Annotated in this window: 22 protein-coding genes; 14 read left to right on the top strand and 8 right to left on the bottom strand. The window is 63.2% G+C overall.

The features are described 5' to 3' along the window. Positions 1–4: 4 nt before the first annotated feature. The 4 genes from ACYQ2T_RS03390 to ACYQ2T_RS03375 are packed head-to-tail and all read left to right on the top strand — an operon-like array spanning position 5 to position 3,679. A complete protein-coding gene (locus ACYQ2T_RS03390; RefSeq protein WP_459898443.1) occupies positions 5–1,132 on the top strand; it encodes an ABC transporter permease in 1,128 nt (375 codons plus the stop codon). A gap of 2 nt (positions 1,133–1,134) precedes the next feature. Next, the gene (locus ACYQ2T_RS03385) at positions 1,135–1,902 is read left to right on the top strand and encodes an ABC transporter ATP-binding protein (RefSeq protein WP_459898441.1); all 768 of its coding nucleotides are present in this window, start codon (positions 1,135–1,137) and stop codon (positions 1,900–1,902) included. Beyond that, positions 1,899–3,050, top strand: coding sequence for an MlaD family protein (locus ACYQ2T_RS03380; RefSeq protein WP_459898439.1), 1,152 nt, complete (start codon positions 1,899–1,901; stop codon positions 3,048–3,050). Before ACYQ2T_RS03385 ends, ACYQ2T_RS03380 begins: the two co-directional genes overlap by 4 nt. Further along, on the top strand, positions 3,047–3,679 hold the full coding sequence (locus tag ACYQ2T_RS03375) for an ABC-type transport auxiliary lipoprotein family protein (protein WP_459898438.1): 633 nt from the start codon (positions 3,047–3,049) through the stop codon (positions 3,677–3,679). The genes ACYQ2T_RS03380 and ACYQ2T_RS03375 overlap by 4 nt, the downstream gene beginning before the upstream one ends. Positions 3,680–3,766: 87 nt before the next feature. Here the strand turns inward: ACYQ2T_RS03375 and ACYQ2T_RS03370 are convergent, their stop codons facing one another. Together ACYQ2T_RS03370 and ACYQ2T_RS03365 are read right to left on the bottom strand one after the other, a co-directional pair. Continuing rightward, a complete protein-coding gene (locus ACYQ2T_RS03370) occupies positions 3,767–4,369 on the bottom strand; it encodes a peptidylprolyl isomerase (RefSeq protein ID WP_459898437.1) in 603 nt (200 codons plus the stop codon). A 76-nt stretch (positions 4,370–4,445) separates the two neighbouring features. Further along, positions 4,446–5,090, bottom strand: a complete 645-nt coding sequence (locus ACYQ2T_RS03365) for a peptidylprolyl isomerase (RefSeq protein WP_459898435.1) — start codon at positions 5,088–5,090, stop codon at positions 4,446–4,448. 119 nt (positions 5,091–5,209) lie between these two features. Between ACYQ2T_RS03365 and ACYQ2T_RS03360 the strand changes: the two genes are divergently transcribed. From ACYQ2T_RS03360 to cysQ, 3 genes are all read left to right on the top strand, one after another. Next, positions 5,210–7,690, top strand: a complete 2,481-nt coding sequence (locus ACYQ2T_RS03360; protein ID WP_459898433.1) for a PAS domain S-box protein — start codon at positions 5,210–5,212, stop codon at positions 7,688–7,690. 100 nt (positions 7,691–7,790) lie between these two features. Continuing rightward, entirely contained in the window at positions 7,791–8,285 is a 495-nt protein-coding gene (locus tag ACYQ2T_RS03355) for an acyl-CoA thioesterase (protein WP_404845892.1), read from the top strand. Continuing rightward, positions 8,282–9,052 carry a 3'(2'),5'-bisphosphate nucleotidase CysQ gene (gene cysQ, locus ACYQ2T_RS03350; RefSeq protein ID WP_459898431.1) on the top strand — a complete coding sequence of 257 codons (771 nt, stop codon included), beginning with the start codon at positions 8,282–8,284 and terminating at the stop codon, positions 9,050–9,052. The genes ACYQ2T_RS03355 and cysQ overlap by 4 nt, the downstream gene beginning before the upstream one ends. A 46-nt stretch (positions 9,053–9,098) precedes the next feature. Here cysQ and ACYQ2T_RS03345 read toward each other — a convergent pair whose 3' ends face one another. Both ACYQ2T_RS03345 and ACYQ2T_RS03340 read right to left on the bottom strand, forming a co-directional pair. Next, positions 9,099–10,049 carry a hypothetical protein gene (locus ACYQ2T_RS03345; protein ID WP_459898429.1) on the bottom strand — a complete coding sequence of 317 codons (951 nt, stop codon included), beginning with the start codon at positions 10,047–10,049 and terminating at the stop codon, positions 9,099–9,101. Positions 10,050–10,115: 66 nt separating this feature from the next. Then, positions 10,116–10,757 (bottom strand): CPBP family intramembrane glutamic endopeptidase, encoded by a 642-nt coding sequence (locus tag ACYQ2T_RS03340; RefSeq protein WP_459898427.1) that lies wholly within the window; start codon positions 10,755–10,757, stop codon positions 10,116–10,118. Between the two features lie 235 nt (positions 10,758–10,992). On the opposite strand from ACYQ2T_RS03340, the gene ACYQ2T_RS03335 reads away from it, so the two are divergent. From ACYQ2T_RS03335 to ACYQ2T_RS03320, 4 genes are all read left to right on the top strand, one after another. Continuing rightward, positions 10,993–14,556 carry an FAD-binding and (Fe-S)-binding domain-containing protein gene (locus ACYQ2T_RS03335; protein WP_459898426.1) on the top strand — a complete coding sequence of 1,188 codons (3,564 nt, stop codon included), beginning with the start codon at positions 10,993–10,995 and terminating at the stop codon, positions 14,554–14,556. Between the two features lie 197 nt (positions 14,557–14,753). Further along, the gene (ruvX, locus tag ACYQ2T_RS03330; protein WP_404845897.1) at positions 14,754–15,173 is read left to right on the top strand and encodes a Holliday junction resolvase RuvX; all 420 of its coding nucleotides are present in this window, start codon (positions 14,754–14,756) and stop codon (positions 15,171–15,173) included. After that, positions 15,170–16,192: an endolytic transglycosylase MltG gene (gene mltG, locus ACYQ2T_RS03325; protein ID WP_459898423.1), complete on the top strand. Its 1,023-nt coding sequence runs from the start codon at positions 15,170–15,172 to the stop codon at positions 16,190–16,192. The genes ruvX and mltG overlap by 4 nt, the downstream gene beginning before the upstream one ends. A gap of 159 nt (positions 16,193–16,351) precedes the next feature. Continuing rightward, a complete protein-coding gene (locus tag ACYQ2T_RS03320) occupies positions 16,352–18,604 on the top strand; it encodes a methyl-accepting chemotaxis protein (RefSeq protein WP_459898421.1) in 2,253 nt (750 codons plus the stop codon). A 76-nt stretch (positions 18,605–18,680) separates the two neighbouring features. Here the strand turns inward: ACYQ2T_RS03320 and ACYQ2T_RS03315 are convergent, their stop codons facing one another. The 4 genes from ACYQ2T_RS03315 to ACYQ2T_RS03300 all read right to left on the bottom strand — a co-directional run bounded on the left by ACYQ2T_RS03315 (position 18,681) and on the right by ACYQ2T_RS03300 (position 22,183). Beyond that, positions 18,681–19,931 carry a glycosyltransferase gene (locus ACYQ2T_RS03315; protein WP_459898419.1) on the bottom strand — a complete coding sequence of 417 codons (1,251 nt, stop codon included), beginning with the start codon at positions 19,929–19,931 and terminating at the stop codon, positions 18,681–18,683. Positions 19,932–20,068: 137 nt separating this feature from the next. Then, positions 20,069–21,064, bottom strand: coding sequence for a tryptophan--tRNA ligase (gene trpS, locus ACYQ2T_RS03310; protein ID WP_459898417.1), 996 nt, complete (start codon positions 21,062–21,064; stop codon positions 20,069–20,071). Positions 21,065–21,074: 10 nt separating this feature from the next. After that, on the bottom strand, positions 21,075–21,731 hold the full coding sequence (locus ACYQ2T_RS03305) for a site-2 protease family protein (RefSeq protein WP_459898415.1): 657 nt from the start codon (positions 21,729–21,731) through the stop codon (positions 21,075–21,077). 86 nt (positions 21,732–21,817) lie between these two features. Then, the gene (locus ACYQ2T_RS03300) at positions 21,818–22,183 is read right to left on the bottom strand and encodes a response regulator (RefSeq protein WP_404845903.1); all 366 of its coding nucleotides are present in this window, start codon (positions 22,181–22,183) and stop codon (positions 21,818–21,820) included. A 221-nt stretch (positions 22,184–22,404) separates the two neighbouring features. Between ACYQ2T_RS03300 and ACYQ2T_RS03295 the strand changes: the two genes are divergently transcribed. The 3 genes from ACYQ2T_RS03295 (at position 22,405) to ACYQ2T_RS03285 (ending at position 24,124) form a co-directional block, all read left to right on the top strand. After that, the gene (locus tag ACYQ2T_RS03295) at positions 22,405–22,602 is read left to right on the top strand and encodes a hypothetical protein (protein WP_404845904.1); all 198 of its coding nucleotides are present in this window, start codon (positions 22,405–22,407) and stop codon (positions 22,600–22,602) included. A gap of 4 nt (positions 22,603–22,606) precedes the next feature. After that, positions 22,607–23,512, top strand: a complete 906-nt coding sequence (locus tag ACYQ2T_RS03290; RefSeq protein WP_459898413.1) for a PP-loop family protein — start codon at positions 22,607–22,609, stop codon at positions 23,510–23,512. A 225-nt stretch (positions 23,513–23,737) separates the two neighbouring features. Continuing rightward, positions 23,738–24,124, top strand: a complete 387-nt coding sequence (locus tag ACYQ2T_RS03285; protein ID WP_459898411.1) for a DUF3568 family protein — start codon at positions 23,738–23,740, stop codon at positions 24,122–24,124. Positions 24,125–24,356 lie beyond the last annotated feature (232 nt).

Below are 24,356 nucleotides of genomic sequence, written 5' to 3'. Positions count from 1 at the left end.
TGCAATGGAAACCACGCGCCACACACCAGCGAAGCATGCTCCCCCCGCATCCGTCACCCGCGAGGGCGGCGGCATCATCCTTGCCGGACGGCTGGATTCGCGCGGCACGTCCGTCATCTGGAAGCAGGCTCTGGGCTTGGCCGGCGCTGGAGAATGCGCGTTTATCGACCTCTCGCGCGTCAGCTATCTGGACACCATGGGCGCGGGGCTGATTCTGCGCATGCGGCAGGCCGCCACGCGCGGCGATGCGCCGCCCCTGACCGGCACCAACGCCGACCACGAACGCCTGCTGGCCCTCTTTGACGGGGCGGACCTTGCCGCGCCCACCGCGCCCCGCCGGGGCGGATTTGTGGAGCAGGTCGGCGACTCCGCCGTGGCCGTGGCCCGCGACTTCAAGGACCTTGTCACCTTTGTGGGCGAAGGCGCGTTCTCTCTGCTGTGCGCCATGCGCTCGCCCTCCTGCATCCGGTGGAAGGACACCATCGCCACCTGCGAAAGCGCGGGCGTCAACGCCCTGCCCATCATCGCCCTTATCGGCTTCCTCATGGGCCTTATTACGGCCTTTCAATCCGCCGTCCCCATGCAGCGCTTTGGCGCGGACATCTACGTGGCCAACCTTCTTGGCCTTTCCATGCTGCGCGAGCTTGGCCCGCTGGTGACGGCCATCCTGCTTGCGGGGCGCTCCGGGTCGGCCTTTGCCGCGGAAATCGGCACCATGGTCATCAATGAAGAAGTGGACGCCCTGCGCACCATGGGGCTGGACCCCATACGCTTTCTGATGGTGCCGCGCGTTCTTGGCACCTTGCTGATTATGCCGGTGCTGACCATCTTCTTTAACTTTTTCGCGCTGATTGGCGGCGGCATTGTGGTGACGGGGCTTGGGTATCCCCTCATCACCTACGCCACGCGCGTCTTTGAAAACGTCACCACTGGCGACGTGCTGGGCGGGCTGTTCAAGGCGCTCATCTTCAGCATTCTTGTGGCGGGCATCGGCTGCCAGCGCGGACTGCGCACCGGGTCGGGAGCCAGCGCCGTTGGCGTCTCCACCACCTCCAGCGTGGTGAGCGGACTGGTGCTTATCGCCGTGGCGGACGGCATTTTGGCCACCATCTACTACGCGCTGGGGATATAGCCATGACCGACGCGCCACTCATACAGGTGGACCGCCTTGTCGGCGGCTATGGCGACACCGTCATCCTTGATGACGTCAGTTTTTCCGTGGCACCGGGCGAGGTGTTTGTCATTCTTGGCGGGTCGGGCTGCGGCAAATCCACCCTGCTCAAGCATATGATCGGGCTCAAGGCCCCGCGCTCCGGCCGGGTGCTCATTGGCGGGGAAGATTTCACCGCCGCCACGGGCGACGACCACCGCGCCATCCTGCGGCGCTTTGGGGTGACGTATCAGTCCGGGGCGCTGTTCGGGTCCCTGACCATACGCGAGAACATCCGCCTGCCCATGGAGGAATTCACCTCCCTGCCGGACGAGGCCATGGACCTTGCCGCGCGCATGAAGCTTTCCCTTGTTGGCCTTTCCGGCTACGAGGAGCATATGCCAGCGGAACTTTCCGGCGGCATGCGCAAGCGCGCGGCCTTGGCGCGCGCCATGGCGCTGGACCCGGATATCATGTTTCTGGACGAGCCGTCGGCCGGGCTGGACCCCGTTACCTCGGCGGGGCTGGACGAGCTTATCCTCAGCCTGCGGGACAGCCTCGGCATGACCTTTGTGGTGGTCACGCACGAACTGCCCAGCATTTACACCATTGCGGACCGTGTCATAATGCTGGATAAACGCACGCGGGGCATCATCGCAGAAGGCCGCCCCAATGACCTGAAGGACCACTCCGACAACCCGTGGGTCCGCCACTTCTTCAACCGCAAGGCGGAAAGCGACGAACAACCATGAGCACTCGGACAAGCCGGTTTCGGCTCGGCCTCTTCATCCTGACGGGGATAGGCCTTTTGGCCGCGACCATCATCTACCTTGGTGTTGGCACCACCTTCCGCGAAAGCATTATCGTGGAATCCTACTTTGACGAATCCGTCCAGGGGTTGGACGTTGGCGGCGCTGTCAAATTCCGCGGCGTGAAGGTGGGCACGGTCAAGAACATCACCTTTGCCTGGACGCGCTACCCCCACGCGGATGAACTGGGCCGCTACGTGCTGGTGGACATGGCGCTGGACAAGGAACTGGTGACCAATTTCTTCGGCCAGCGCATCGCGCGGGAGAAGTTGTACCTGCGCCGTCCCATTGAGCTTGGCCTGCGCGCCCGCCTGACCACGCAGGGCCTGACCGGCATCGCGTTTTTGGAGCTGAACTTCTTTGATCCCGAGGACTCCCCGCCCCTGCCCATCAGCTGGGAGCCGGAGAACCCCTACATTCCCTCCGCGCCCAGCACCATGAGCAGGCTGGAAGCCGCCATGGACAGCATCGGCGACGCCATTAAGGAAATTGAATTCCAGCACATCGGCGACACCCTCGCGCAGATTCTGGACAAGGTGAACACCGGCCTCGACGAAGCCGATGTCGCCACCCTCGGCGGCCTCATCCAGCAGGACCTGTTGGAACTGCGCACGGGCCTGCGCCGCGTCAACACCCTGCTGAACGACCCGCGCCTTGAAACCATCGTCCCCGACGCCGCCGCGGCCGTGGCCGGAGCCCGCCGCATGGTGGACAGCTCCGAAGAAAACTTTGTGGCCACCTTCCAGAAGGCGCGCAACGTCAGCACCAATCTGGAGCGCGCCAGCGTCAGCATCAACACCCTGCTGGAGGACGACAAGCTCGGCGCGGCCCTCTCGCGCCTGCCCGGCACCATTGAGGACATCAGCGCCGCAGCGCAGGACATCCGCCGCAGCATGAAACAGCTGGAGCGCACCCTGCGCGGCGTGGGCGACCTGACGGAGTCCGAGTCCGCCAACATCCGCGCCATCCTGCAGGACACCCGGCGGCTGATGGACAACCTCAACGCCGTGGCCGGGGAAGCCCGCCAGAACCCCGCGCGCCTCATCCTTGGCGCGCCGCCCAAACGCATCGACCCGGAGAAACTGCCGTGAAGCGCTACGCCACCACCGCCCTCTGCCTTGCCGTGACGGCGCTCGCCCTGCTGTGCGCGGGCTGCGCCGGAAGCCTCACAGGTCCCGCGCCGGAGATCCACCACTACGCCCTGCGCCCCGCGCCGCCGGCGCCCGCAGGCGTTAGCGCGACGGGCGTCCTTAAGGTCCGCCGCCTCGCCATCGCGCCCGAGAGCTCCGGACGCGAAATGGTCTACCGCACGGGCGAGACGCTCTATGCTTTTGACTACTACAACCAGTACCTCGTGAACCCGGCAGACATGCTGACGCAGGCCACGCGCCGCGCCATGCGCTCCGCCGCGCTGTTCACAGCCGTGGCCGGTGATGGCTCCACCCTGCGCCCGGACTACGTGCTGGAGGGCACCGTCAGCGCCCTGCACGGCGACTTTCAGGACACGGACGCCCCCGCCGCCGTGGTGCAGATGCAATTCTTCCTGCTGCGCGATACGGTTGGGGACTACGACATTATGTTTGACCAGACCTACACCCAGCGCGTCCCCCTCCGCCGCCATAAGGCGGCAGACCTTGCCAGCGCCCTTGAGCGCGGCGTGCAGGACATCCTGCACCAGCTTGCCGCCGACCTCGCGACCACGCTGTCCGCGCAGCCCTAGGCCACCGCACGCAAAAGCGCCCTGCCCGAAAACATCGGACAGGGCGCTTTGTCTTGTACTGTGGTCAGACGCTGGAGCGCAGGCGCGCTATTTGGCAGCGTCCTCGTAGCGGTAGGCCTTCTTGATGAGGATGGTCTCGCGCGGGACGTCGCCCATACCGCGGGACCGGCCCGTCGAAACCTTGCCAATCTTCTCCACCACGTCCATGCCGCGGAGAACCCGGCCAAACACCGCATAGCCGAAGCCGCGCGGGGTTTCGTCCTTGTGGTTCAGGAAGTCGTTGTCCACCAGATTGATAAAGAACTGGCTGGTGGCGCTGTTCACCACGGAGGTCCGCGCCATGGCGATGGTGCCCTTGTCGTTGGACAGGCCGTTGCCCGCCTCGTTCACGATGGGCTGACGGGTGTTGGTCTTTTGGTTCAGGGTGCCGTCAAAGCCGCCGCCCTGCACCATAAAGCCGTCAATCACGCGGTGGAACTGCGTTCCGTCATAAAAGCCATCGTCCACATACTGGAGGAAGTTCTTGGTGGAAACCGGGGCGTTCTTCTCGTCCAGCATCACCATCACATTGCCCATGGTGGTTTCCAGCACCACCACCGGTCCGGGACCGGGCTTGGCGGCAAAGGCGGCGGTGGCGAAGCAGAGGGCAGCCAGCGTCAGGGCCGCCAGAAACAGTCGTGCAGTTTTCATATGTCACTCCTTGTGGGGTGGTTGTGCGTTGCGTCAGGCGCACCGGCAGCGCGCCAAGGCCGGACAAAGGACCGCCCTAGTCCGATTCGGCGCTGTCGTCGCGGTAGGCGTGGATGATGCGCTCATAGGTATCAGGAATAATAAAAATACGCACCAAGCGCCCATGGTCCTGCGCCTTTTCCACAATATCAAGCACCGTGTCCATTCCACCGACAATTTTGCCGAAAACAGGCAGGCCGTAGGAAATATCCACGTGCGGGTCGTAGTTGAGTTCAGGATTCCCGTCCCAATTGACGTTGATAAAGAAGCCCGGCGTCAAGTTCTTTCCGCCAGCATTGCGGTGGGAAAAGGCAATGGTGCCGAACTCATGGGTCAGGCCGTTGTCCGCCTCGTTGGTGAACTCCAGCACCCCGGTGTCCCGGCGTTTCAGGTTCTCATCAAAGTAGCCGCCCTGCAGCATCACGTTATCAATAAGGGCATGGAACACGGTGCCGTCATACAGCCCCTGCTCCACAAACCGCAAAAACATCTCGGTCGTTTTTGGGGCGCGGACGCGGTTTAACTCAAGGACAACGTCGCCCATGGTCGTTTCCATCACCACACGGGGAAAGCGCACGGTGTCGTCTGGGCGCGCCGGAGTACCGCCCATGGACGCGCACCCAGCAAGGCCAAACAGCAAAAGACAAAGAAACGCCGCACGCAAAGAGCGAACCAGCTTCATTATTTTATCCTCATAGGGTATGATGTGATCTGTTTCCGTTTTTCCGATGTGATTAGGGAAAGATGGCACCGGTGTAAAGCGCCGAAGACACGGCCACGTACCGCAGGTAGCACAGCCACATGCAGCATCCACCTCCTTCGCCACGCACCTCCGTAGGATTCCGGCGCCACCGTTGGTGGCTGACGGCGCTCTACGCCCTTGGCCTCCTCATCGCCACCAGCATCTTTTCCGCCGCAGCCTACTGGATAGACGATCAAGCCGCATCGGACTACGAGCGCATTTTCAACGACCAGCAAATGACCGCGGTGCAGCTCTCCCGCCGCGCCATTGAAAACCGCCTTGGCGCCCTCAGCGCCGCCATCACACACCTTGCCCGCAGAACCATGCCCAAAATCGAATCCGGGAGCGAGCGCAAGGCCACCTTTCCCAATATGTTCGAGCCACTGCGGGCCAGCTTTCCCGAACTGCTCGTCCTTGGCTATTACGAATCCCCCGACGCGCCGGGGATGCTGGCTATTTCCGGCTTTCAGAGCGCGGAGCAGGCCGAGCGCGAGGCCGAACGCTGGATTCAGGAGTCGTGGGGCATTATTCAGGATTCACCGGACGCCATGTACGCCCCGGACCTGCACATCACACCCCGCAACCGCTTTTTGGCCATCATCGCTCCGGTGCGCACCACCACGGTCATGCACGGCGCCGTTATTGCGGTGGTCAACCTGAACCACCTCGTCAACAGCTACGTCAGCCCCCTGCGCCTGCAAGGCTACGGCGAGGTCTTCCTCCTCGACCGGCATGGACGCTTTTTATTCAACAACGCCCGCCCTGTTTTGGGCCGCAGCATTCTGGAGCCCACCTTTGACGACTCCCCCGTGCCCAGCGCATGGCGCCTCAAGGTTCTGGAATCAAACGAAGGGCACATCACCGGCAATGGAGACGGTTCCGGCGGGCCGTGCTGCAGGCTGGTGGCATGGGCCACAGCGTCCATTGGCACCCAGCACCTGACCATAGGCCTCTCCGCCGACGCCACGAAGGTCAGCGAAGGATTCACCTCCCTGCGCATGCAGCGCACGGCCTTTGCCGTGGTGCTGACCCTGTTCTTCATTGGCGCGGGTATTTTGCTCTACCGCGCCGTGGTCGCGCGCCGCCTCAGCTATCAGGACGCCCTGCTGCGCACAGAGCAGGACACCTCGCCCGACGGCATCCTTGTGGTGGACCATAACCTCTACGCCACCTTCTGGAACGTCAGCTACCTTGAGCAGTGGCACCTTGAACCACAGGACCTGCTTCCCGAAAACCGCGAGCAGGCGTTTTCGAAAATTGACGCACTTATGCCCGACCCGGGCGCGATGTACCAGCACTTTCTCTGGCTGTGCGAGCACCCGGAGATCGAAGAGGACGACTATGAGCTGGAGCTTCGCGATGGCCGCGTCATCGAGCGCCGCTCCCGCGGCTTCTTCAGCAACAAAGGCACGCATCTTGGCCGCATTTTCTGGTTCCGCGACATTACCGAGCGCAAGCGGCAGGAGCAGCGCATTCAGGAAGCGCTGGAGGAATTCGAGGCCATTTTCGACAACTCCATGGTGGGCGTTCTCTACGTGCGCGAAAACCGCATCATCGTCCGGGTCAATGCCCTGTTTGCCGAAATGTTCGGCTACACGCCCGAGGAAATGCAGGGCCAAAGCACGCGCATTATCCATACCTCGGACGAGACCTACGCCGACTTTGCCGCCACATTCATTGACCGCTTAAAGCGCAGCGAAACCGTGCACGCGCAATACGAACTGCGCCGCAAAGACGACACGCCCTTCTGGGCAGAGTTTACAGGCAAGGCGCTGGACCCGTCGGACCTCGCGCGCGGGGTCATCTGGGTTGCCACCGATGTGACGGAGCAGAAAAAGCTGGAGCAACTGCGCGAAGACGTGGAACAAATTATGCGGCACGACCTGAAAAACCCGCTGCACAACGTCATCTACGTGCCCCAGCTCCTGCGCGATGACGGCAACCTCACCCCGCAGCAGCTCAAGCTGATGGACGAGCTGGAAAAGTCCGGCTACCGCATGCTGGATATGGTCAACCGCTCCATGGACCTCTACAAAATGGAGCGCGGCACCTACACGCTTTCACGCGAGGCCGTGGACATCAACGACCTGCTCACACGCATCATCACGGACCTGAAACCCGTGACCGAGGCGCGGCAAGTGCGCATCCGCCGCAACCGCGTGGGCAACGTTGCGCCGGACACGCCCTTTACGGCCTACGGCGAAAATCTGCTGCTGTACTCCATGCTGGCGAACCTCATCCGCAACGCGGTGGAGGCCTCGCCCATGGACGGCGTCGTCACCATCACGCTGGACGACTCCGCCGGCGCCATCAGCATCCACAACGCCGGAGCCGTGCCCAAGGAAATCCGCAGCAGATTCTTCGAAAAGTTCGCCACAGCGGGCAAGCCGGGCGGGACGGGCCTTGGCACCTACTCCGCCGCGCTCATAGCGCGCTCTCACGGCGGCTGCATCGCACTGGAGACCAGCCGCGAGACGGGCACCTCCGTCACCGTCAAGCTGCCCCTGTGGGTGGACGCCCCCAGCCCGACCTGCGACTAATCCCACCAGACGCGTAGCGGTCCACAGCGAAATCGTGTACCGTCCAGCGGCTGCCCCAAGGCGGCAGCGCCCCCCATTGCACGATATATCAGGAGCCTTCATGCCAGGGAAAACCGTACGAGAAAGCCGCATTTCCATGTCGCAGCTTATGTTGCCGCAGGACGCCAACCCCGCCGGAAACGTCCACGGCGGCGTGGTGATGAAACTCATCGACAACGCCGGGGCCGTGGTAGCCATGCGGCATGTGCGGGGCAACGTCGTCACCGCCAGCATCGACAGAATGGACTTTTTGCACCCCGTGTTCGTGGGCGACCTTGTGCACGTCAAAGCCTGCCTGAACTATGTGGGCACGTCGTCCATGGAAGTGGGCGTGCGCGTCAATGCGGAAAATATCCTCACCGGCGAATTGCGCCACGCCGTTTCCGCCTATCTCACCTTTGTTGCCCTTGATGAGGACGGCAAGCCCATGCAGGCCCCGCCCCTTATCGCCGAAACGTCCGAAGACTTCCGCCGCAGGGACGCCGCGCAGGCGCGCCGCTCGGTCCGGCTGACGGAACGCCGTATGGCCAAAAACAGCAGGAACCGCGCAATATGACTCCCCCAGACCTCACCGCCATGGCCCACACCCTGACCGCCATTGCCGAAGACGCCGGACGCGTTATCCTCAGCATCTACGAAGACGGCTTCGACGTGGAATACAAGGCCGATGATTCGCCCATCACCCGGGCGGACCGCGCGTCCAACGCCCTCATCTGCGAGCGCCTCGCCGCCGCGCATCCGGACATCCCCATCCTGTCCGAGGAGGGCGCGCACCTGCCCGCCACCCAGCGCGCGGCATGGCCCCGCTTCTTTTTGGTGGACCCGCTGGACGGCACCAAGGAATTCGTCAAAAAGAACGGCGAGTTCTGCGTCAACATCGCCCTTGTGGAAGGCAAAAGTCCCGTCCTTGGCGTTATCCGCGTGCCCGTGCGCGGCGTGACCTACTGGGGCGGGCCTGAGTGTGGCGCATTCCGCCAGCACGACAACACCGAGGCCGCGCCCATCCACACCGCCACGCCGGGACCGGACGGCCCGGTCCTGCTGGCCAGCCGCTCGCACCCCGCGCCGGAGACCGAAGCCTTTGGCGCCGCCAAGGGCGTGACCCGGCGCATCGACGCAGGCGGAGCCATCAAGTTCTGCCTGCTGGCCGAGGGCACGGCGCACTACTACCCGCGCTTTAACGTGACATGGGAGTGGGACACCGCCGCCGGACACGCCATTGTTCTTGGCGCTGGCGGCAGTTTTACCGCTCCGGACGGAACGGATTTTATCTACAACAAGGCGGACCTTGCCAACGGCGGCTTCCTCGCCGGATGGCAATAATCTTCACCAGCGGCGGATGCGCGGTCTTTTGGCGCTCCGCCGCCCTCTAGGCTGTCGCGGCTTTGCCCGCGCCCCACTTCTGCCGAAAGCCCGCAATCTCCTCCGGCGAATATAACGTCTGCGCAAAGGGCGCGCCGTAGATGCGGTCCAGCACGTCGTCCGGCAGGGCGAGGCGCTCGGTCACCGCCGCATACAGCGCCGCGTAGGGGCGCTGGTCCGCCGCGTTGGTGCGGCCAAGCTCCTCCACCTGCACGCCCAATTCGCCGCGCATCACGGGCACAAACACCCGCGGCGCATCCTCCAGCCGAAACACGGCCACACGCACGGATGCGGTGCCGCCGTACACGCGCCAGCCCGCCTCCGGGGCGAACCCCTCCGCCAGCACGTCCACGCCATGCACGCCGTAAAGTTCCTCGCGCATCCAGCGGGCCATATAATCCGTCTCCGGGTCAAAGGCCGCAAGGCGCTCCCGCGCCAACTGCGCCACCGCGTTTGCCTGCTCTTCTCGCTCGGCCTGCTTTTCTGGGTCTGCATAATCCTCTGGGTCTGCATAATCCTCTGGGTCTGCCTGCTTCCCATTCTCCGCGCGCACGGTCGCCGCCACCTCGTTGTGGAAGAGGTCCGACAGCACAAAGGCGACGGGGTCGCGCACCAGTGTAACCACCAGCGCTTCACGCTGTGTTCTGTTGCGCCGCACAAACCACGCGGCAAGCGCGCCCTCGCGCACATGGTCCGGCACCGGACGTGACGCGGACCGCGCCTCGCGCCGCGCGGCCTCGCGCATGGTGGGGGATAAAAAATGCACATGCACGGGCAGAACGCCCGGCACCGCGCGAAGGGCGGCGTACACACTCATGGAGCCAACGCGCCCCATCTGGTGCACCAGCACCACGCGCCGCCTTGGTCCCAGCCATGCGACGGCCCTGTCCTGCCGGACAAGGGCGGCCATACGCCGCACACTCTGAACACGGCTTATCAGCCGCCGCAATACTGACACCGCGCCTCCGGGTGGTTTGGTCTGCTCCGCACAGCGGCGGCAGGGGCTGGCGCGCCGCCCCACAGGCTACGCGCCGCCAAAGTACAATACGTCCACGATACAATGCGCAATGATAAGCGGATACACACTCCCCGTGCGCCACATGCACAGCGAAAACACCCCGCCGATGACGGCGGCATTCGCCACGGCGGCAGGCCCAAGGGACCAATGGATAGCGCCGAACACAAGGGCCGAAAGCCCCACAGCCACCCCCGGCGCGCCCGTGGCCCGCATAATGGCCGTCCACGCCAGCCCGCGGAAAATGACCTCCTCCACAACGCCCACAAAAAAGAGCCCGATGGTGGCGTCCACTGCGCCAAGCGCCGTGCCCTCCATCACCGGAACGCTGCCCAGCTTGCCGCCCGGAACAAGGGACTCAAAAAAAGCAAGCCCCCACGTATCCAGCAAAATCCCCACAACGCTCATCCCCAGCGCATAAAAAACAAAGAGCGCCGGCGTAAGCCGCTGCAGGCCAAGGTCCTCGGGGCGCACCATCCCCCGCGCCGCCGCCCACACAAGGATGACGATGGGCAGGGCTTTGACAAAGATGTAGTCGATTCCAATCCACACCCGGTAGTCCGTCACGAAAATATTGGCGATGTCGTTGAGCACAAACGGCACGGCCAGCACCGCATACAGTCCCATAAGGCTCTGGGAACCGTTTCGCATAGGCTCCTCCTTTCGCTCCGGAGCGGCGCTTTGCGCCGCTTTCCTGCCATCCTACCACGCGCGGTGCGCCTTTGCCACGGCGCGTCTGCGCCCGCCTGCGCCCTGCCCGCCACGCACGCCCCGCCCCATGCTTTTCCCCCCGCAAAAATGGATAAAAAACCCGACTTGTCATTGAAAAGCACCGTCCGTATACTGTCTGGCTCCACAAACAACCCCAACAAACCGGTGTTCCGCAATGCCTTACAAAGGACCCCACATTTCCATTCCGCCAGAGCGCCTTGTTCCGCGCGTTCTGGGGCTGGACTACAAGGAATTCAGAAGATGGCCCGAGGCCGTGCGAGAGACCGCACTGGACCTCGCCGCAGAGCTTTTTCTGATACGCTACAATCCCTTTATCGACCCCGAAATGGTCTGGAAAAGCGCGCAGGCATCCTTCAGCCGCGCCAAACTTGCCCTGTCCGAGGAATATTCCTCTGTGCTTGCAACGGGCATGTTCCGCTTCTGGAACCAGTTCAAGGACGACCAAAAGTTCAAGGACGAGGTCACCAGCCGGGCCGCGCAGTTCCTGCCGCCGGAGGCGCTGGACACGCGCCCCAACTCCCGCGTGGAGTGCGCCACCGACGCCACCGACCTGCGTATGGAACTGCCCATGTTCGTCGCCCTGCCCGAAACCACCGCGCAGGTCCGCGACCTTGTGCGTCTGGCCGGGGCTATGAACTTCTCCCTCATCCCGCGCGGCGGCGGCTCCGGCCTCACTGGCGGCGCCATCCCCGCGCGCCGGCGCAGCGTGGTCCTCAGCCTCGCCCGCCTCAACCGGATGCTGGACATCGACACCGAGGCCAAAACCATCTGCTGCCAGAGCGGCGTCATCACCATCGACGCCATCAAAGCCGCCGCAGAAAAGGGCCTGCTGTTCACCGTGGACCCCGCCTCCAAGAGCGCATCGTCCATCGGCGGCAACGTGTCTGAGAACTCGGGCGGTCCCTTTGCCTTTGAATACGGCACCACCATCGACAACATCCTGTCCTACAAAATGGTGCTGCCTGCGGGCGACCTGATTGAGGTCCGCCGCAAGGACCACCCGCGCCACAAGATTATGCCGCATGAAACGGCGGTCTTTGAAGTGCTGAGCGAGCAGGGTTCCGTCATGGAAACCGTCTCGCTCTCCGGCACGGACGTACGCGCCGAAGGCCTCGGCAAGGACGTGACCAACAAGTTCCTCGGCGGCCTGCCCGGCGTACAGAAAGAAGGCGTGGACGGCATCATCACCGAAGCCTGCTTTACCTGCTACGACCAGATGGCCCACTCCCGCGTGCTGTGTCTGGAATTCTTTGGCCGCACCATGCGCCCGGCCATGCACGTCATCAAGGACGTGGTGGGACTGCGCGACGCCATCCGCAAGGAAGGCGACCTGGTAAAGATCTCCGCCCTTGAGGAGTTCGGCAGCAAATACGTGCAAGCCATCGAGTACACCAAAAAGTCCATGCGCTACGAGGGCGAGCCCATTTCCGTGCTCATCATGCAGCTGGACTCCAACGACGAAAACGCCCTTGAGGACGCCGCGCGCCGCATCATCGACATCGTGGAACCCTACGACGATGTGGACGTCTTTGCCGCGCGCGACCCGCGCGAGGCCGAAGTCTTCTGGGAGGACCGCCACCGCCTGTCCGCCATCTCCAAGCGGACGTCGGGCTTTAAGATCAACGAGGATATCGTCATCCCCATTGACGTCATCCCCGAGTTCTCGGACTTCCTTGAGGCGCAGAACCTTATCTACATGGCCAAGGCCTACCGCCGCGCCCTGCAGGAGGTTGGCCGTCTGCCCGGCATTGGCGTGGATGACAAATTCCTGAACATGGAGTTCACCTTCTCGTCCAAGATCATCAACAGTCAGGTGACCCACAGCGAGATATCCGATCAGGAACTTGAAGTGCAGGCCTACTACTTCTTCCGCGACCTCAAGAGCCGCTACAGCGACCTGTCGGAAGAAATGGACGCCATCTTCGAGCACATGCGCGCCACCCGCATCGTCATTGCCAACCATATGCACGCGGGCGACGGCAACTGCCACGTCAACATCCCGGTCAACTCCAACGACGCCGAGATGCTGGCCCTTGCCGAAGAAGCCATCCACGCCGTGGCGGATACCGTCATGAGCATGGGCGGCGTGGTGTCCGGCGAGCACGGCATCGGCATCACCAAAATCGGCTTCCTGCCGGAAGAACGCATCAAGGCCATTGCTGACTATAAACAGCAGGTGGACCCCAAGGACATCCTGAACCCCAGCAAGCTCACCACCCGCAAGCTGGCCGCGCCGACCTACACGTTCTCGTTCAACAAACTCATCGAGGACATCGGCAACACCGGCCTTGCGGATAAAGAGCGGCTGATGAGCATGCTCACCAACATCCAGACCTGCACCCGCTGCGGCAAGTGCAAACAGGTCTGCCCGATGTATACGCCCACGCGCTCGCTCATCCACCACCCGCGCAACAAGAACATCAGCCTTGGCGCGCTCATTGAGGCCATCTACTACTCGCAGGTGACCGGCGGCGAGCCGGACCGCGACCTCATGGACAAGCTGCGCGAGCTGGTGGACCACTGCACCGCCTGCGGCAAATGCATGGCCGTGTGCCCGGTGAAGATCAACACCCCGGAAGTTACCCTGCACATGCGCACCTTCCTTGAGGAAAAGGGCGCGGGCGGGCATCCGCTCAAGACGCGGGTGCTGCACTTCCTTGCCAAGAATCCCACGAACAGGGTGCCCCGCGCGGCCAAAATGGCGGCCATCGGCCAGACCATGACCAACCGCACCGTGGGCCTCATCCCCGCGCCATGGCGCAAGCGGGCGGAGAACCCCATGTTCCAGGGCAAGGGCCCGTCCCTTGGCTTCCAGCACCTTGGGGACGCACTGCGCCTCAGCAAAGGCTCCTTCTTCGTCCCGGATACGGACACCGCTGACGGCGGCGCTGTGCTGTACTTCCCGGGGTGCGGCGGCGGCCTGTTCAGCAGCAGCATCAGCCTTGCCGGGCTGTATCTGCTGCTCAAGTCCGGCACCTCGGTGGTGCTGCCGCCGGAGCACATGTGCTGCGGCTATCCGCTCATCACCGCAGGCTGCGAGGAAGCCTTCAACGCCAACCGCTCGCGCAATATCGACCGGCTGGCCGACCTTGTGCGCTCCGCCGCCGACGCCGGACTGTCCGTCAAGCACGTGCTGACGGCATGCGGCACCTGCCGCGAGGGCCTCAAGGAATACCATCTGGAAACCTTCACCACGCCCCTGACCCACCGCGACGTGACGCAGTACGTCATGGAGGCCGCCCCCCGCGTGCTGGACGCCGCCGCCCCCGACGACGCGCCACTGCTGTACCATGCGGCGTGCCATGCTGAATGGTCGGGCGTGCCCGCCACCAAGGCGTCCGGACGCTACGCCGAAGCGCTTGCCGAGCTGACGGGCACCACGGTGAACATCTCCCCCGGCTGCTGCGGCGAATCCGGCATGGGAGCCATGACCACCCCCGCGCTGTACAACAAACTGCGCGCGGAAAAGCAGCAGCGCCTTACCGGCGACCTGCGCGACTACCCGGCGGACCGCCCCATCGTTGTGGGCTGCCCGTCGTGCCGCATCGGCATCCGCCGCAGCCTCATCGCCATGAAGGACGCCCACCGCGTCATCCACACGCTGGAGTACATGGCCGAGCGCCTCGGCGGGCCGAAGTGGAAAAAAGAACTGCTCTCCGCTATAGGGAACAGCGACCCGCGCCCCGGCGTGCGTCCTGTGACCTTAAGCAAAGGCTAACCACAGCCCCGCGCGGCCCAGCCGCCGGGGGGCAACACGTGGCGGACTCCCCCGGAGTCCTGACCGCAGAGCGCACCTGCATATGACTGAGGGGGCAACGCGCCCCGCGCGTGAAGCGCACACCGCTTCACCACGGCCACCGCGTTCCCCCTCTTTGCATGCCCGCCCTGCCAGACCGTTAACCGGAAAAAACACGCATGCGCATTCTCGCCATTGATTTTGGACTTAAACGCGTCGGACTGGCCCTCACCGACGGATTGGGCATGATGGCCTTTCCCTACAAGACCATCGTGCGCACCACGAGGGACAAACTGTTTGCGGAATTGTCCGAAATACTGGAAAAGGAAAATGTTACCGCCATCGTGCTGGGCCTTCCCCTGTCCCTCGACGGAGAGGAAACGCTCATCACCCGGCAGGTCTACAACTTCAAGGCCAGCCTTGCCCGGCGCACGGACCTGCCCATCCACTACATGGACGAACGCCTCTCCAGCGTAGAGGCCGAAGAACAACTCAAGGAAGTCGGCTTGCGCCGCAAAAAACGCAAAACCGTGCTGGACCAGCAAGCCGCCGTCCGCATCCTTGAAAGCTACCTCGCACAGGAGAAACGCGACGCATGAGCATGAAAAGAACGTTGATCGCATGCGCTGCCCTCACCGTTTTCCTCTGCGCCGTCTCAGGCTGGTTTCTGTGGCAGGCGCACTCCTTTTTGCACACCCCGGCCGAAACGCCGGGCCGCGAGGTGGTGGTCCACATCACCCCGGGGGAAACATTTGACGAAGCCGCCTCGGCCCTTCAGGCCAACGGCGTCATTACCGACGCATGGCGCTTTCGCCTGCTGGCCCGCCTTGAGGGCAAAGCCCAATCCATCAAGGCCGGGGAGTTCAGTCTGCATTCCAGTTGGACGCCCCGGCAGGTGCTGGACGCCCTCACCGAAGGCCGCGCCATGCTCCACAAGCTATTCATTCCCGAAGGCCTGCCATGGTGGAAGGTCGCCCGCGTGGTAGAGGAATCCGGCCTCACAACCGCCGAGAGCTTTGAAAAAGCCATCCACGACAAGGACCTCCTGCGCAGCTACAATATTCCCTTCGACAACGCCGAGGGCTTCCTCTACCCGGAAACCTACCTCATCCCCCGCCCGCGCGGAGGGGACGCGGCCCCCATTGTGCGCACCATGCTCAGCACCTTTTGGGAGCAGGCCGGCAACCATCTTTGGCCCAACGGGCCGCCGCCAGCGGATGAACTCAAACGCATCGTCACGCTGGCCTCCATGGTGGAGAAGGAAACCGCCGCCGCGTCCGAGCGCGCGCGTATCGCAGGCGTGTACACCAACCGTCTGCGCCGCGGCATGCGCATGCAGTGCGACCCCACCGTCATCTACGGTCTTGGCACCGCCTTTGACGGCAACATCACCAAAAAGCACCTGCGCGACTCGTCCAATCCCTACAATACCTACCGCCACAAGGGCCTGCCCCCCGGCCCCATCTGCTCCCCCGGCCGCCCGGCGCTTGAAGCCGCCATGCGGCCCGAAAAGCACAAGTACATCTTCTTCGTCTCCAAGGGCGACGGCACCCACAAGTTCAGCCGCACCCTGCGCGAGCACAACCGCGCTGTGCGCCGCTACCTGCTACGCCGCTAACGCAGCTTCCACGCGACATCCCACGCCCTTCGGCCGCCAGCCGGAGGGCGTTCTTTTTTTGCCGCGCGCAAACGGTTTTCGCGTCAGGGTGATGCAATTTCATGTAAACCTGATATGATTTGAGGAGCTGTATCGTCCAACAAGCTAGGGGACCATCTCATGCGCAAATCCATCGTCGTCCAAATGTTGCTTGTAGTGGCGGCCACACTCATTATTGAGGGGCTGTTCTTCTACACCGCTATTTCCTACGGCCTGCGCGGCTTTGCCACCGAGCAGTCCGAGGAGACGCGCGCCGCCATCATTATGGAAAAGCGCACCAAACTGCGCGACCTTGTCCAACTTGCCATCTCCACCGTGGACGAAATCCACGCCCGCTCCAAAGACATTGCCGCCCTCAAGCGTGACAAGGTCGCGGAGCTGCGCCCCATCGTGGAGACGGTGCACAGCCTGCTGCAAAACACCCTGTATGATGTCGAAGCCGAGGCCTCCCTTGCCGAAGCCAAAGCCCGCATCACCGCCATGATCACCCGCATGCGCTACGACGACGGCAACTATCTATGGATTACGGACCTTGATGGCCGCATGATTGCCCACCCCATCCGCGCGGACCTCAATGGTAAGGACCTCTCAGACGCCACCGACCCCAACGGCAAGCACCTCTTCCGCGAAATGGCGCGCGTTGCCGCCGAGTCCGGCGCAGGCACCGTGGATTACCTGTGGGCCAAGCCGGGCGAAGAGACGCCCAAGCAGAAGGTCTCGTACGTCAAGCTCATTCCGGAACTGGGGTGGATTGTCGGCACGGGCGCGTGGGTGGAGGACATCACGGAGGAACTCAAGCAGACCGCGCTGGAACAGATACGTGGCATGCGTCTGGCTGACGGCAACTATCTGTGGATCAACACCCTTGAGCCGCGCATGGTCATGCATCCCGTCAAACCGGAGCTGAACGGCAAGCCCCTTGGGGACATGACGGACACCAAGGGCAAGCATCTGTTTGTGGAGTTTGCCGACGTTGCGCGCGAAGAAGGGCAAGGCTTCGTGGACTACCACTGGAGCAAGCCCGGTCAGGAGGGGGACTTCCCCAAGCTGTCCTATGTGAAGCTCTTCCGCCCGTGGGGGTGGGTCATTGGCATGGGCGTCTACATGGACGATGTGCAGACGCAGGTGGACAGCCGCCACGAACGCTTTGCCCACGCCATCAACACCAATCTCAACATCACCGCGCTCTTGGGCTTTGTTATTGTCCTTGGCGCGCTGGCGACCATCTCGGCGCTGATGTGGATTATGCTCAAGCGCCCGGTGGGCACGCTGGTCCAGTATGCCGAACGTGTGGCCGAGGGCGACCACGAGGCCACCTTGCGGGGCCGCTTTCACGGCGAACTCCTCACCCTCAAAAATTCCATCACCGCCATGCTGGGCAGCCTGCGTGACAGTATGGCCGACGCGGAGCAAAAGAGCGCGCAGGCCGAAGAGGAAGCCGCCCGCGCCCGCGAGGCCACGGCCGAAGCCGAAGAGGCCCGCGAGATGGCCGAACAAGCCAAACGCCAAGGCATGCTGGAATCCGCCCGCGCGCTGGAGGGCATTGTGGAGCGCATCACCACCGCTTCCGAGGAGTTGTCAGCTCAGGCAGACCTCACGGCGCAGGGCGCGCACGACCAAAAGGAACGCCTCGACGAAACCGCAACAGCCATGGAGCAGATGAACCACACCGTGATGGAGGTGGCGCGCAATGCCTCCAATGCCGCAGAAAATGCGGATAATACGCGTCAGCGCGCCGTGGAAGGCCAGCGCATTGTCGCAGACGCCATTGAGGCCATCAGCTCCGTGCACACCATGGCCAGCGTCCTCAAGGACGACATGGGCAAGCTGGAGACGCAGGTGGAGTCCATCGGCGGCGTTATTGGCGTGATTAACGACATCGCAGACCAGACAAACCTCTTGGCCCTCAATGCCGCCATCGAGGCCGCCCGCGCAGGCGAGGCAGGGCGCGGCTTTGCCGTGGTGGCTGGCGAGGTGCGCAAACTGGCCGAAAAGACCATGAGCGCCACCAAGGAAGTGGCGCAGTCCATCTCCGGCATTCAGGACTCCACGCGCAGCAATGCCGCGCATGTGGATAAGGCGGCGACCGCCGTCAAAGAGGCAACGTCTCTTGCCAACGAATCCGGCAAGGCACTGGAAGCCATTGTCACCCTTGCCGAAGGCACAGCGGAACAGGTCAGCAACATCGCCACAGCCAGCGAAGAGCAATCCGCCGCCAGCGACGAGATCAACCGCGTAGTCGAGGAGGTCAACAGCATCGCCACCACCCTCTCCGACGGCATGGACGAGTCGCGCCAAGCCTTGCAGGAGGTCGCCAGCCAGTCGTCCGACCTGCGGAAGCTCATCGACAAGATAATGGAGGAGAACTCCTAGGGCAGGAAACAGATGGAAGGAAACAACAGGGCGTCAGAACCACGCCCGAAGAGCCAAACAGCACACCAGCGGCGCGTCAGGACGAGGTCCGGGCGCGCCGCACCAGCGTCCGGGCCAGCGCAAGGACCTGCCGGGCGGTGTCGTCCACCGTAGGCACCGCGGGCACTGCGCGGCGCAGGGCCGCAAGGGCCCCCGCATCACGCGCCAGATGCTCCAGCACATGCGCCAGCGCGCCAGCATCCCCGCACGGGAAGAACGCCGCCCCGGCGCCCTCCTCCGCCGCTTCGGCAAGGGCCGGTATGGCCGACGCCACAACCGGGACGCCCGCCTGAAAGGCCTCGCGCAGGACAAGGCAATAGCTCTCCTCGCGCGAGGGAACCACCACCACATCCAGCCCGGCCAATATCTCCGGCACATCCTCAGGAGCATACGCCCCGTGGAAGGTCACGTTGGGCGCGGCGTCCATGCGCGGCGCAAGGGCGGCAAACCAGTCCGGCTGGATGACTTGCCCGTGCACCTCAAGGCGCACCTCGTCCTCACTCAGACGGTCCATGGCGTCCAGCAGGATGTCCAGCCCCTTCTTGAAGGTCACCGTGCCAAGGGAGCCGGCGCGAAGCCGCCCGGTGCGCTCCCGGCGCGGGACTTCCGCGTGCGGGCGCACGCCAAGGGGCACATGATGGATGCGCTGCGCCGGCACCCCGGCGCGCTCCAGATTGCGCCGCATATAGGCCGACGCCGCCAGCACCGCGTCCGCACGGGCAAAGGCGGAGGTCAGATACCGCCGCCGCAGGCCCAGCATGCGCGCCAGCGCGGCGCGGTCCAGCACAGTGCCCAGCTGCGGCACACGCTGGAGCAGGCACCACGCGCAGGTGTCGTCACACTCTGGCCCCTCGGTGCACAGGTGCCCGTCGGCGCGCACCAGATGACACTGGTTGCAAAAGGCCCACGAATCATGCGCCGTCACCAGCGTTGGAATGCCCCGGTCCACGAGGGTGTGGAGCAGACTCCCGGTAAAGCCAATCAGGTGGTGCACATGGACCACGTCGCATCCCCCGCCCAGCACCAGGTCCGCCACTGCCGCGCCAACGGCGTCGTCCTTGAAGCGCGCGGCAAAATCCGGGCGCACCGGCACGGCCACACCATGAAAGGGGACGCCTGCCACAACGCGGGACTCCACCTCCCCAAGCGCGCCGCCCCCCGGCCGGGGATAAAAGCAATCCACCGTGTGCCCGGCGGCCAGAGAGGCCCGCGCCATATCAAGAACGTGAAGCTCCACGCCGCCAAGGCGGTTCTCCGGTGATTCATGCAGGATACAGGCAATTCGCATAGCTCTACCCTATGCGCTTGCGCCTGGCTTGAAAAGCCCACCCCCGGCGCGCCAGCGGGCGATGGACGCAGAAAGCCCCGCCTCCCACACGGGAAACGGGGCTGAAATGGCGAGAAACGCCGCGAAAGCGAAGAACCCTAGAAGTTCAGGTTCAGGTGGGCGCGCAGGGCGTCCATGTGCTCCTCGGCCACGGCCTCGGCGCGGCGGTTGCCGTCGCGCAGGATGTTCCACACCATATCGGGATTGGCGTCGATTTCCTTGCGGCGGGCGTGGATAGGCTCCACGAAGTGCTCCATGGATTCCAGCAGCAGCTTCTTACAATCCACACAGCCCCAGCTTGCGTCGCGGCAGCCCTTGTCGATTTCGGGCAGGCGCTCGGGGTCGGTCATAATCTGGTGGTAGGGGAACAGGTTGCACACATCCGGATTGCCGGGGTCGGCCTTGCGCATGCGGTTGGTGTCCGTCAGCATGCTCATGACCTTTTTGCGCACGGAGTCCATGCTCTCGCCGAGGGCGATGGAGTTGCCGTAGCTCTTGGACATCTTGCGGCCATCCAGACCGGGCAGCTTGGACTCCTTGGTCAAAAGGGCCTGCGGCTCGGGGAAGAAATCGCCGTACAGATGGTTGAAGCGGCGGGCGATTTCGCGCGTCAGCTCCAGATGCGGCAGCTGGTCGTGACCAACGGGAACCCGCTCGGACTTGTACATCAGGATATCACCGGTCATCAGCACGGGATAGCCAAGGAAGCCGTAGGTGTTGAGGTCCTTCTGGGCCAGCTGTTCCTTCTGATCCTTGTATGTCGGGCAGCGTTCCAGCCAGCCAAGGGGCGTCATCATGGAGAGCAACAGATGCAGTTCTGCGTGGGCCTTCACCTGCGACTGCTGGAAAATGACGCAGCGCTCCGGATCCAGTCCGGCGGCAATCCAGTCCTTGACCAGTTCGGGCACAAAGCCCTTGATCTTGCGGGGATCGGCGTATTCGCTGGTCAGCGCATGCCAGTCCGCCACAAAGAAGAAGCAGTCGTAGTCCTTCTGGAGGTCAACCCAGTTCTTGAGGACGCCGAAGTAGTGGCCAAGATGGAGCGCCCCGGTGGGACGCATGCCGGAGACGATGCGTTGTTTGTTCTGAGACATGACAAGGTTCCTAAATCAGATGCAGTAGCGGTGCGATTAACGACAGCACGGGCGCGAACACCAGCCGAAGCCCTCCGCTCATAATGAGCAAAAGAAGGATGATGAACCCGTACCGCTCCAGTTGCATGTATTTGTATGCCACGTTGTGCGGCAACAGTTCTGCGAGAATCTTGCTGCCATCCAGCGGCGGAATGGGCAGCAGGTTAAAGACGCCAAGGATGACGTTGATAAGCACGCCAAAGCGCAAAATATTCACCAGCGGCGGGTAGAAGAAGGACGCCATCTCGCTGGCGGCGGGCGGATAGTTCAGCATCAGCGCAAAGCCCGCATACATCACCCCAGCAAGGACAAAGTTCGCGGCCGCGCCAGCGGCGGACGTGACAATGATGCCCTGCCGCACATTGCGGAAGTAGCGGGGATTGATGGGAACGGGCTTGGCCCACCCAATGATGAAGCCGGAGGTCATAGCGGTCAGCACGAAGACCAGCGTCCCGATGGGGTCCAGATGCCGGAGGGGGTTCAGCGTGAGCCGCCCCGCGTTTCTGGCCGTTGGGTCGCCGTACCAGTAGGCTGCTGCGCCGTGGGCCACCTCGTGCAGTGTGACGGCGAGCAGAAAGGGAACCGCCATAATGGCGATGCGCACAATGGCGTGGGAAATGTCAAACATGGGCCTTGCGACTTACCACGAACGCCCACCGGGGGCAACCCGGCGGGCGCGTGAGTCGGCTGATGAAACCCGGCAGTGATGGTGCGCTACAGGTTCTCCAGCGCAGCCGCCACCTTGGTCTTGAGTTCCGTCAAATCCACGGCCTTGACCACGTAGTAGTCCGCGGCAATGGATTTGAGGTCGTGCTGGAAGCTGTCGTACGCGGTGCACAAAATCACCGGCAGGTTTTGCTCCTGACTGCGTATCTGCTGGAGCAAATCCAGCCCGGAGCGGTTGTTGCTGAGCTTGATGTCAAGCACCACGACCTCCGGGTCCTCGCGTTCGAGAACGGTAAGGATTTCCTCCTCACCATCGGATGTCGCCACGTCGTAGCCTTCCGTTTGCAGCTCTTCCTGGTAGAGCATGCGGATGTGTCGTTCGTCGTCGACAACCAGGACTTTTCTTTTGCTCATGGCCCCTCCGCGGGCGGAATGGACCGTTTACGACCACGGCCCGAAATGTTTACCTTTGCGGCATTGGCACATGCAGAACTCGCATTTGGTCATATTTAGCCACAAATCCCGCCAAAAAGAAATGTGAAATTTCAAAGCCGGGAAAAAGGCTTGCATCCGTTGCCGCCTCCTTGTACACACCAAATCCTGATCACTTTAGTACGATTTCAGGCAGGATATCCATGATACATATACATATCATACCCACAGATGAACGAAAGGACTTCCCGAAGCTCAAATCTGTGCTCGGGCTGCTCAACAAACTGGGGCTGCGCCGCACGGATGCGCTCATCATCCGGGGGGATGAGATGCTCACCCCCGACCGCGCCCTAAAAAACGGCGACCACATCACCGTGCGCCTTGTGGGCTCAAGGGGGTAGCGCCATGAAATGTTCCCGCTGTAAAAGTTTGGCGCAGGTCGCCCTGCCCAGCCATCACGCCGGTTTCTGCCCGGACTGCTTCAACCTGTTCTTCTCCCGTCAGGTGGAGCGCGCCATCAGGCATTTTCGCATGTTCACGCACAAGGACAAGGTCCTCGTCGCCCTCTCCGGCGGCAAGGATTCCCTCGCCCTCTTCCGCGAACTGCATATGCAGGGCTATGACGTCACGGGTCTGCACATTGATTTGTCCATCCCCAATTCCTCCAGCCACTCCCGCGCTGTGGTGGAACAATTCTGCGAGGGGCTTGGCGCGCCGCTGCGCGTGGTGAACATGGCCGACGAAGGCCTGCCCATCAGCGAAGTAAAGCGCAAAATCAACCGCCCGGTGTGCTCCGTATGCGGCAAGGTCAAGCGCTACTACTTCAACAAGGTCGCCCTTGATGAAGGCTTCACCGCGCTGTGTACAGGCCATAACCTTGATGACGAGGTGGGCCGCCTGTTCTCCAACACCCTGCGCTGGGATGTCTCGTACCTGAGCGACCAAAGCCCTGCCCTGCCCGCCGAGGGCGGCTTTGCCCCCAAGTACCGCCCGCTGTACCGTCTGTCCGAATTTGAGACAGCGGCCTACTGTTTCCTCAACGGCATTGAGCACAGCACCGCCATCTGCCCCTATAGCGCCGGGGCCAGCTTCCCCGTGCGCAAGGAACTGCTCAACACGCTGGAGGAGAACAGCCCCGGCAGCAAGCTCCAGTTCTACGAGGGCTTCCTCAAGACGGCAAAGCCCCTGTTCGAGGCCGCTGAGGAGCGCGACGGCTACGCCGTTGCCCCGTGCACCGGGTGCGGCTATCCCACCTCGGCTGGCACCTGCAACATCTGCCGCATGAAGGCGCAGGTCGCCGCAGAAGACTAGCCCCACCCTCTCTGCACCACCACCGCGCCGCGCAGGATGACCTGCGCGGCGTTTTTTTACGCAATACGCCGGGCACTGCCGCAATGGACTTTGCCGCGTTTTTCCGCGCCCCGCCTTGCTCCGGCGGCAAATATGCGGTACATCTGCAAGAGAATGCCACACATGTCGGCATTGCTCCAATGGCCGGCCATACGGCATAAAACACCGACGTTGCAGGGGGACACGATGCGAAGGCACGCTCTGGTCATGCTGGCGCTTGTCGCCACACTGCTCATTCCCGCAGGCTGCGGCAAAGGACCGGTCCCGGACGGGGCCTCCTACAGCTACATGTTCGGGTCCCTCTCCACGGAAGAGCCCGGCACCATCACCGAACTGCACAACGCCGTCGTCAAGGCGCTGAACACACTGGAACTGCCCATCTCCTTCAACAAGAAGGACAACCTTGTCGCCGTGGTGCAGACGTTTACCTCCGAAGGCGAAAGCATCACCATCACTATCCACTACCGCGCCGAGGACGTCTCGGAACTGGTCTTCTCCTCCGAGGACCGGGTGGACGTCTACAAGCTGAGTGGACTGCTTGAAGAAATCCGCAAGAATATGTCCATTATTTAGGCGGCGCACGTCGCCGCCGCCCCCAGCGCCATCCTGCGAGTCCGGCGCCGCATAGTGCGGCGCCGGACGGCGCGCCTTCACGCCTGCCCTGCGTGCACCACCATATGCTGCCCCCGTCCTGCGCAGGCCCGAAGTCTGGAGGCAACGCCGCGCCTAGCGCCAAATGCTTTTCCCCAGCATCACTGCACCCTTAGGGCTTCCCGCCGCGCGGGGCGCACCCTTCCAACCCCTC

The sequence above is a fragment of the Desulfobaculum senezii genome (genome assembly GCF_054657395.1).
This window is presented reverse-complemented; position numbering and strand designations above follow the sequence as displayed.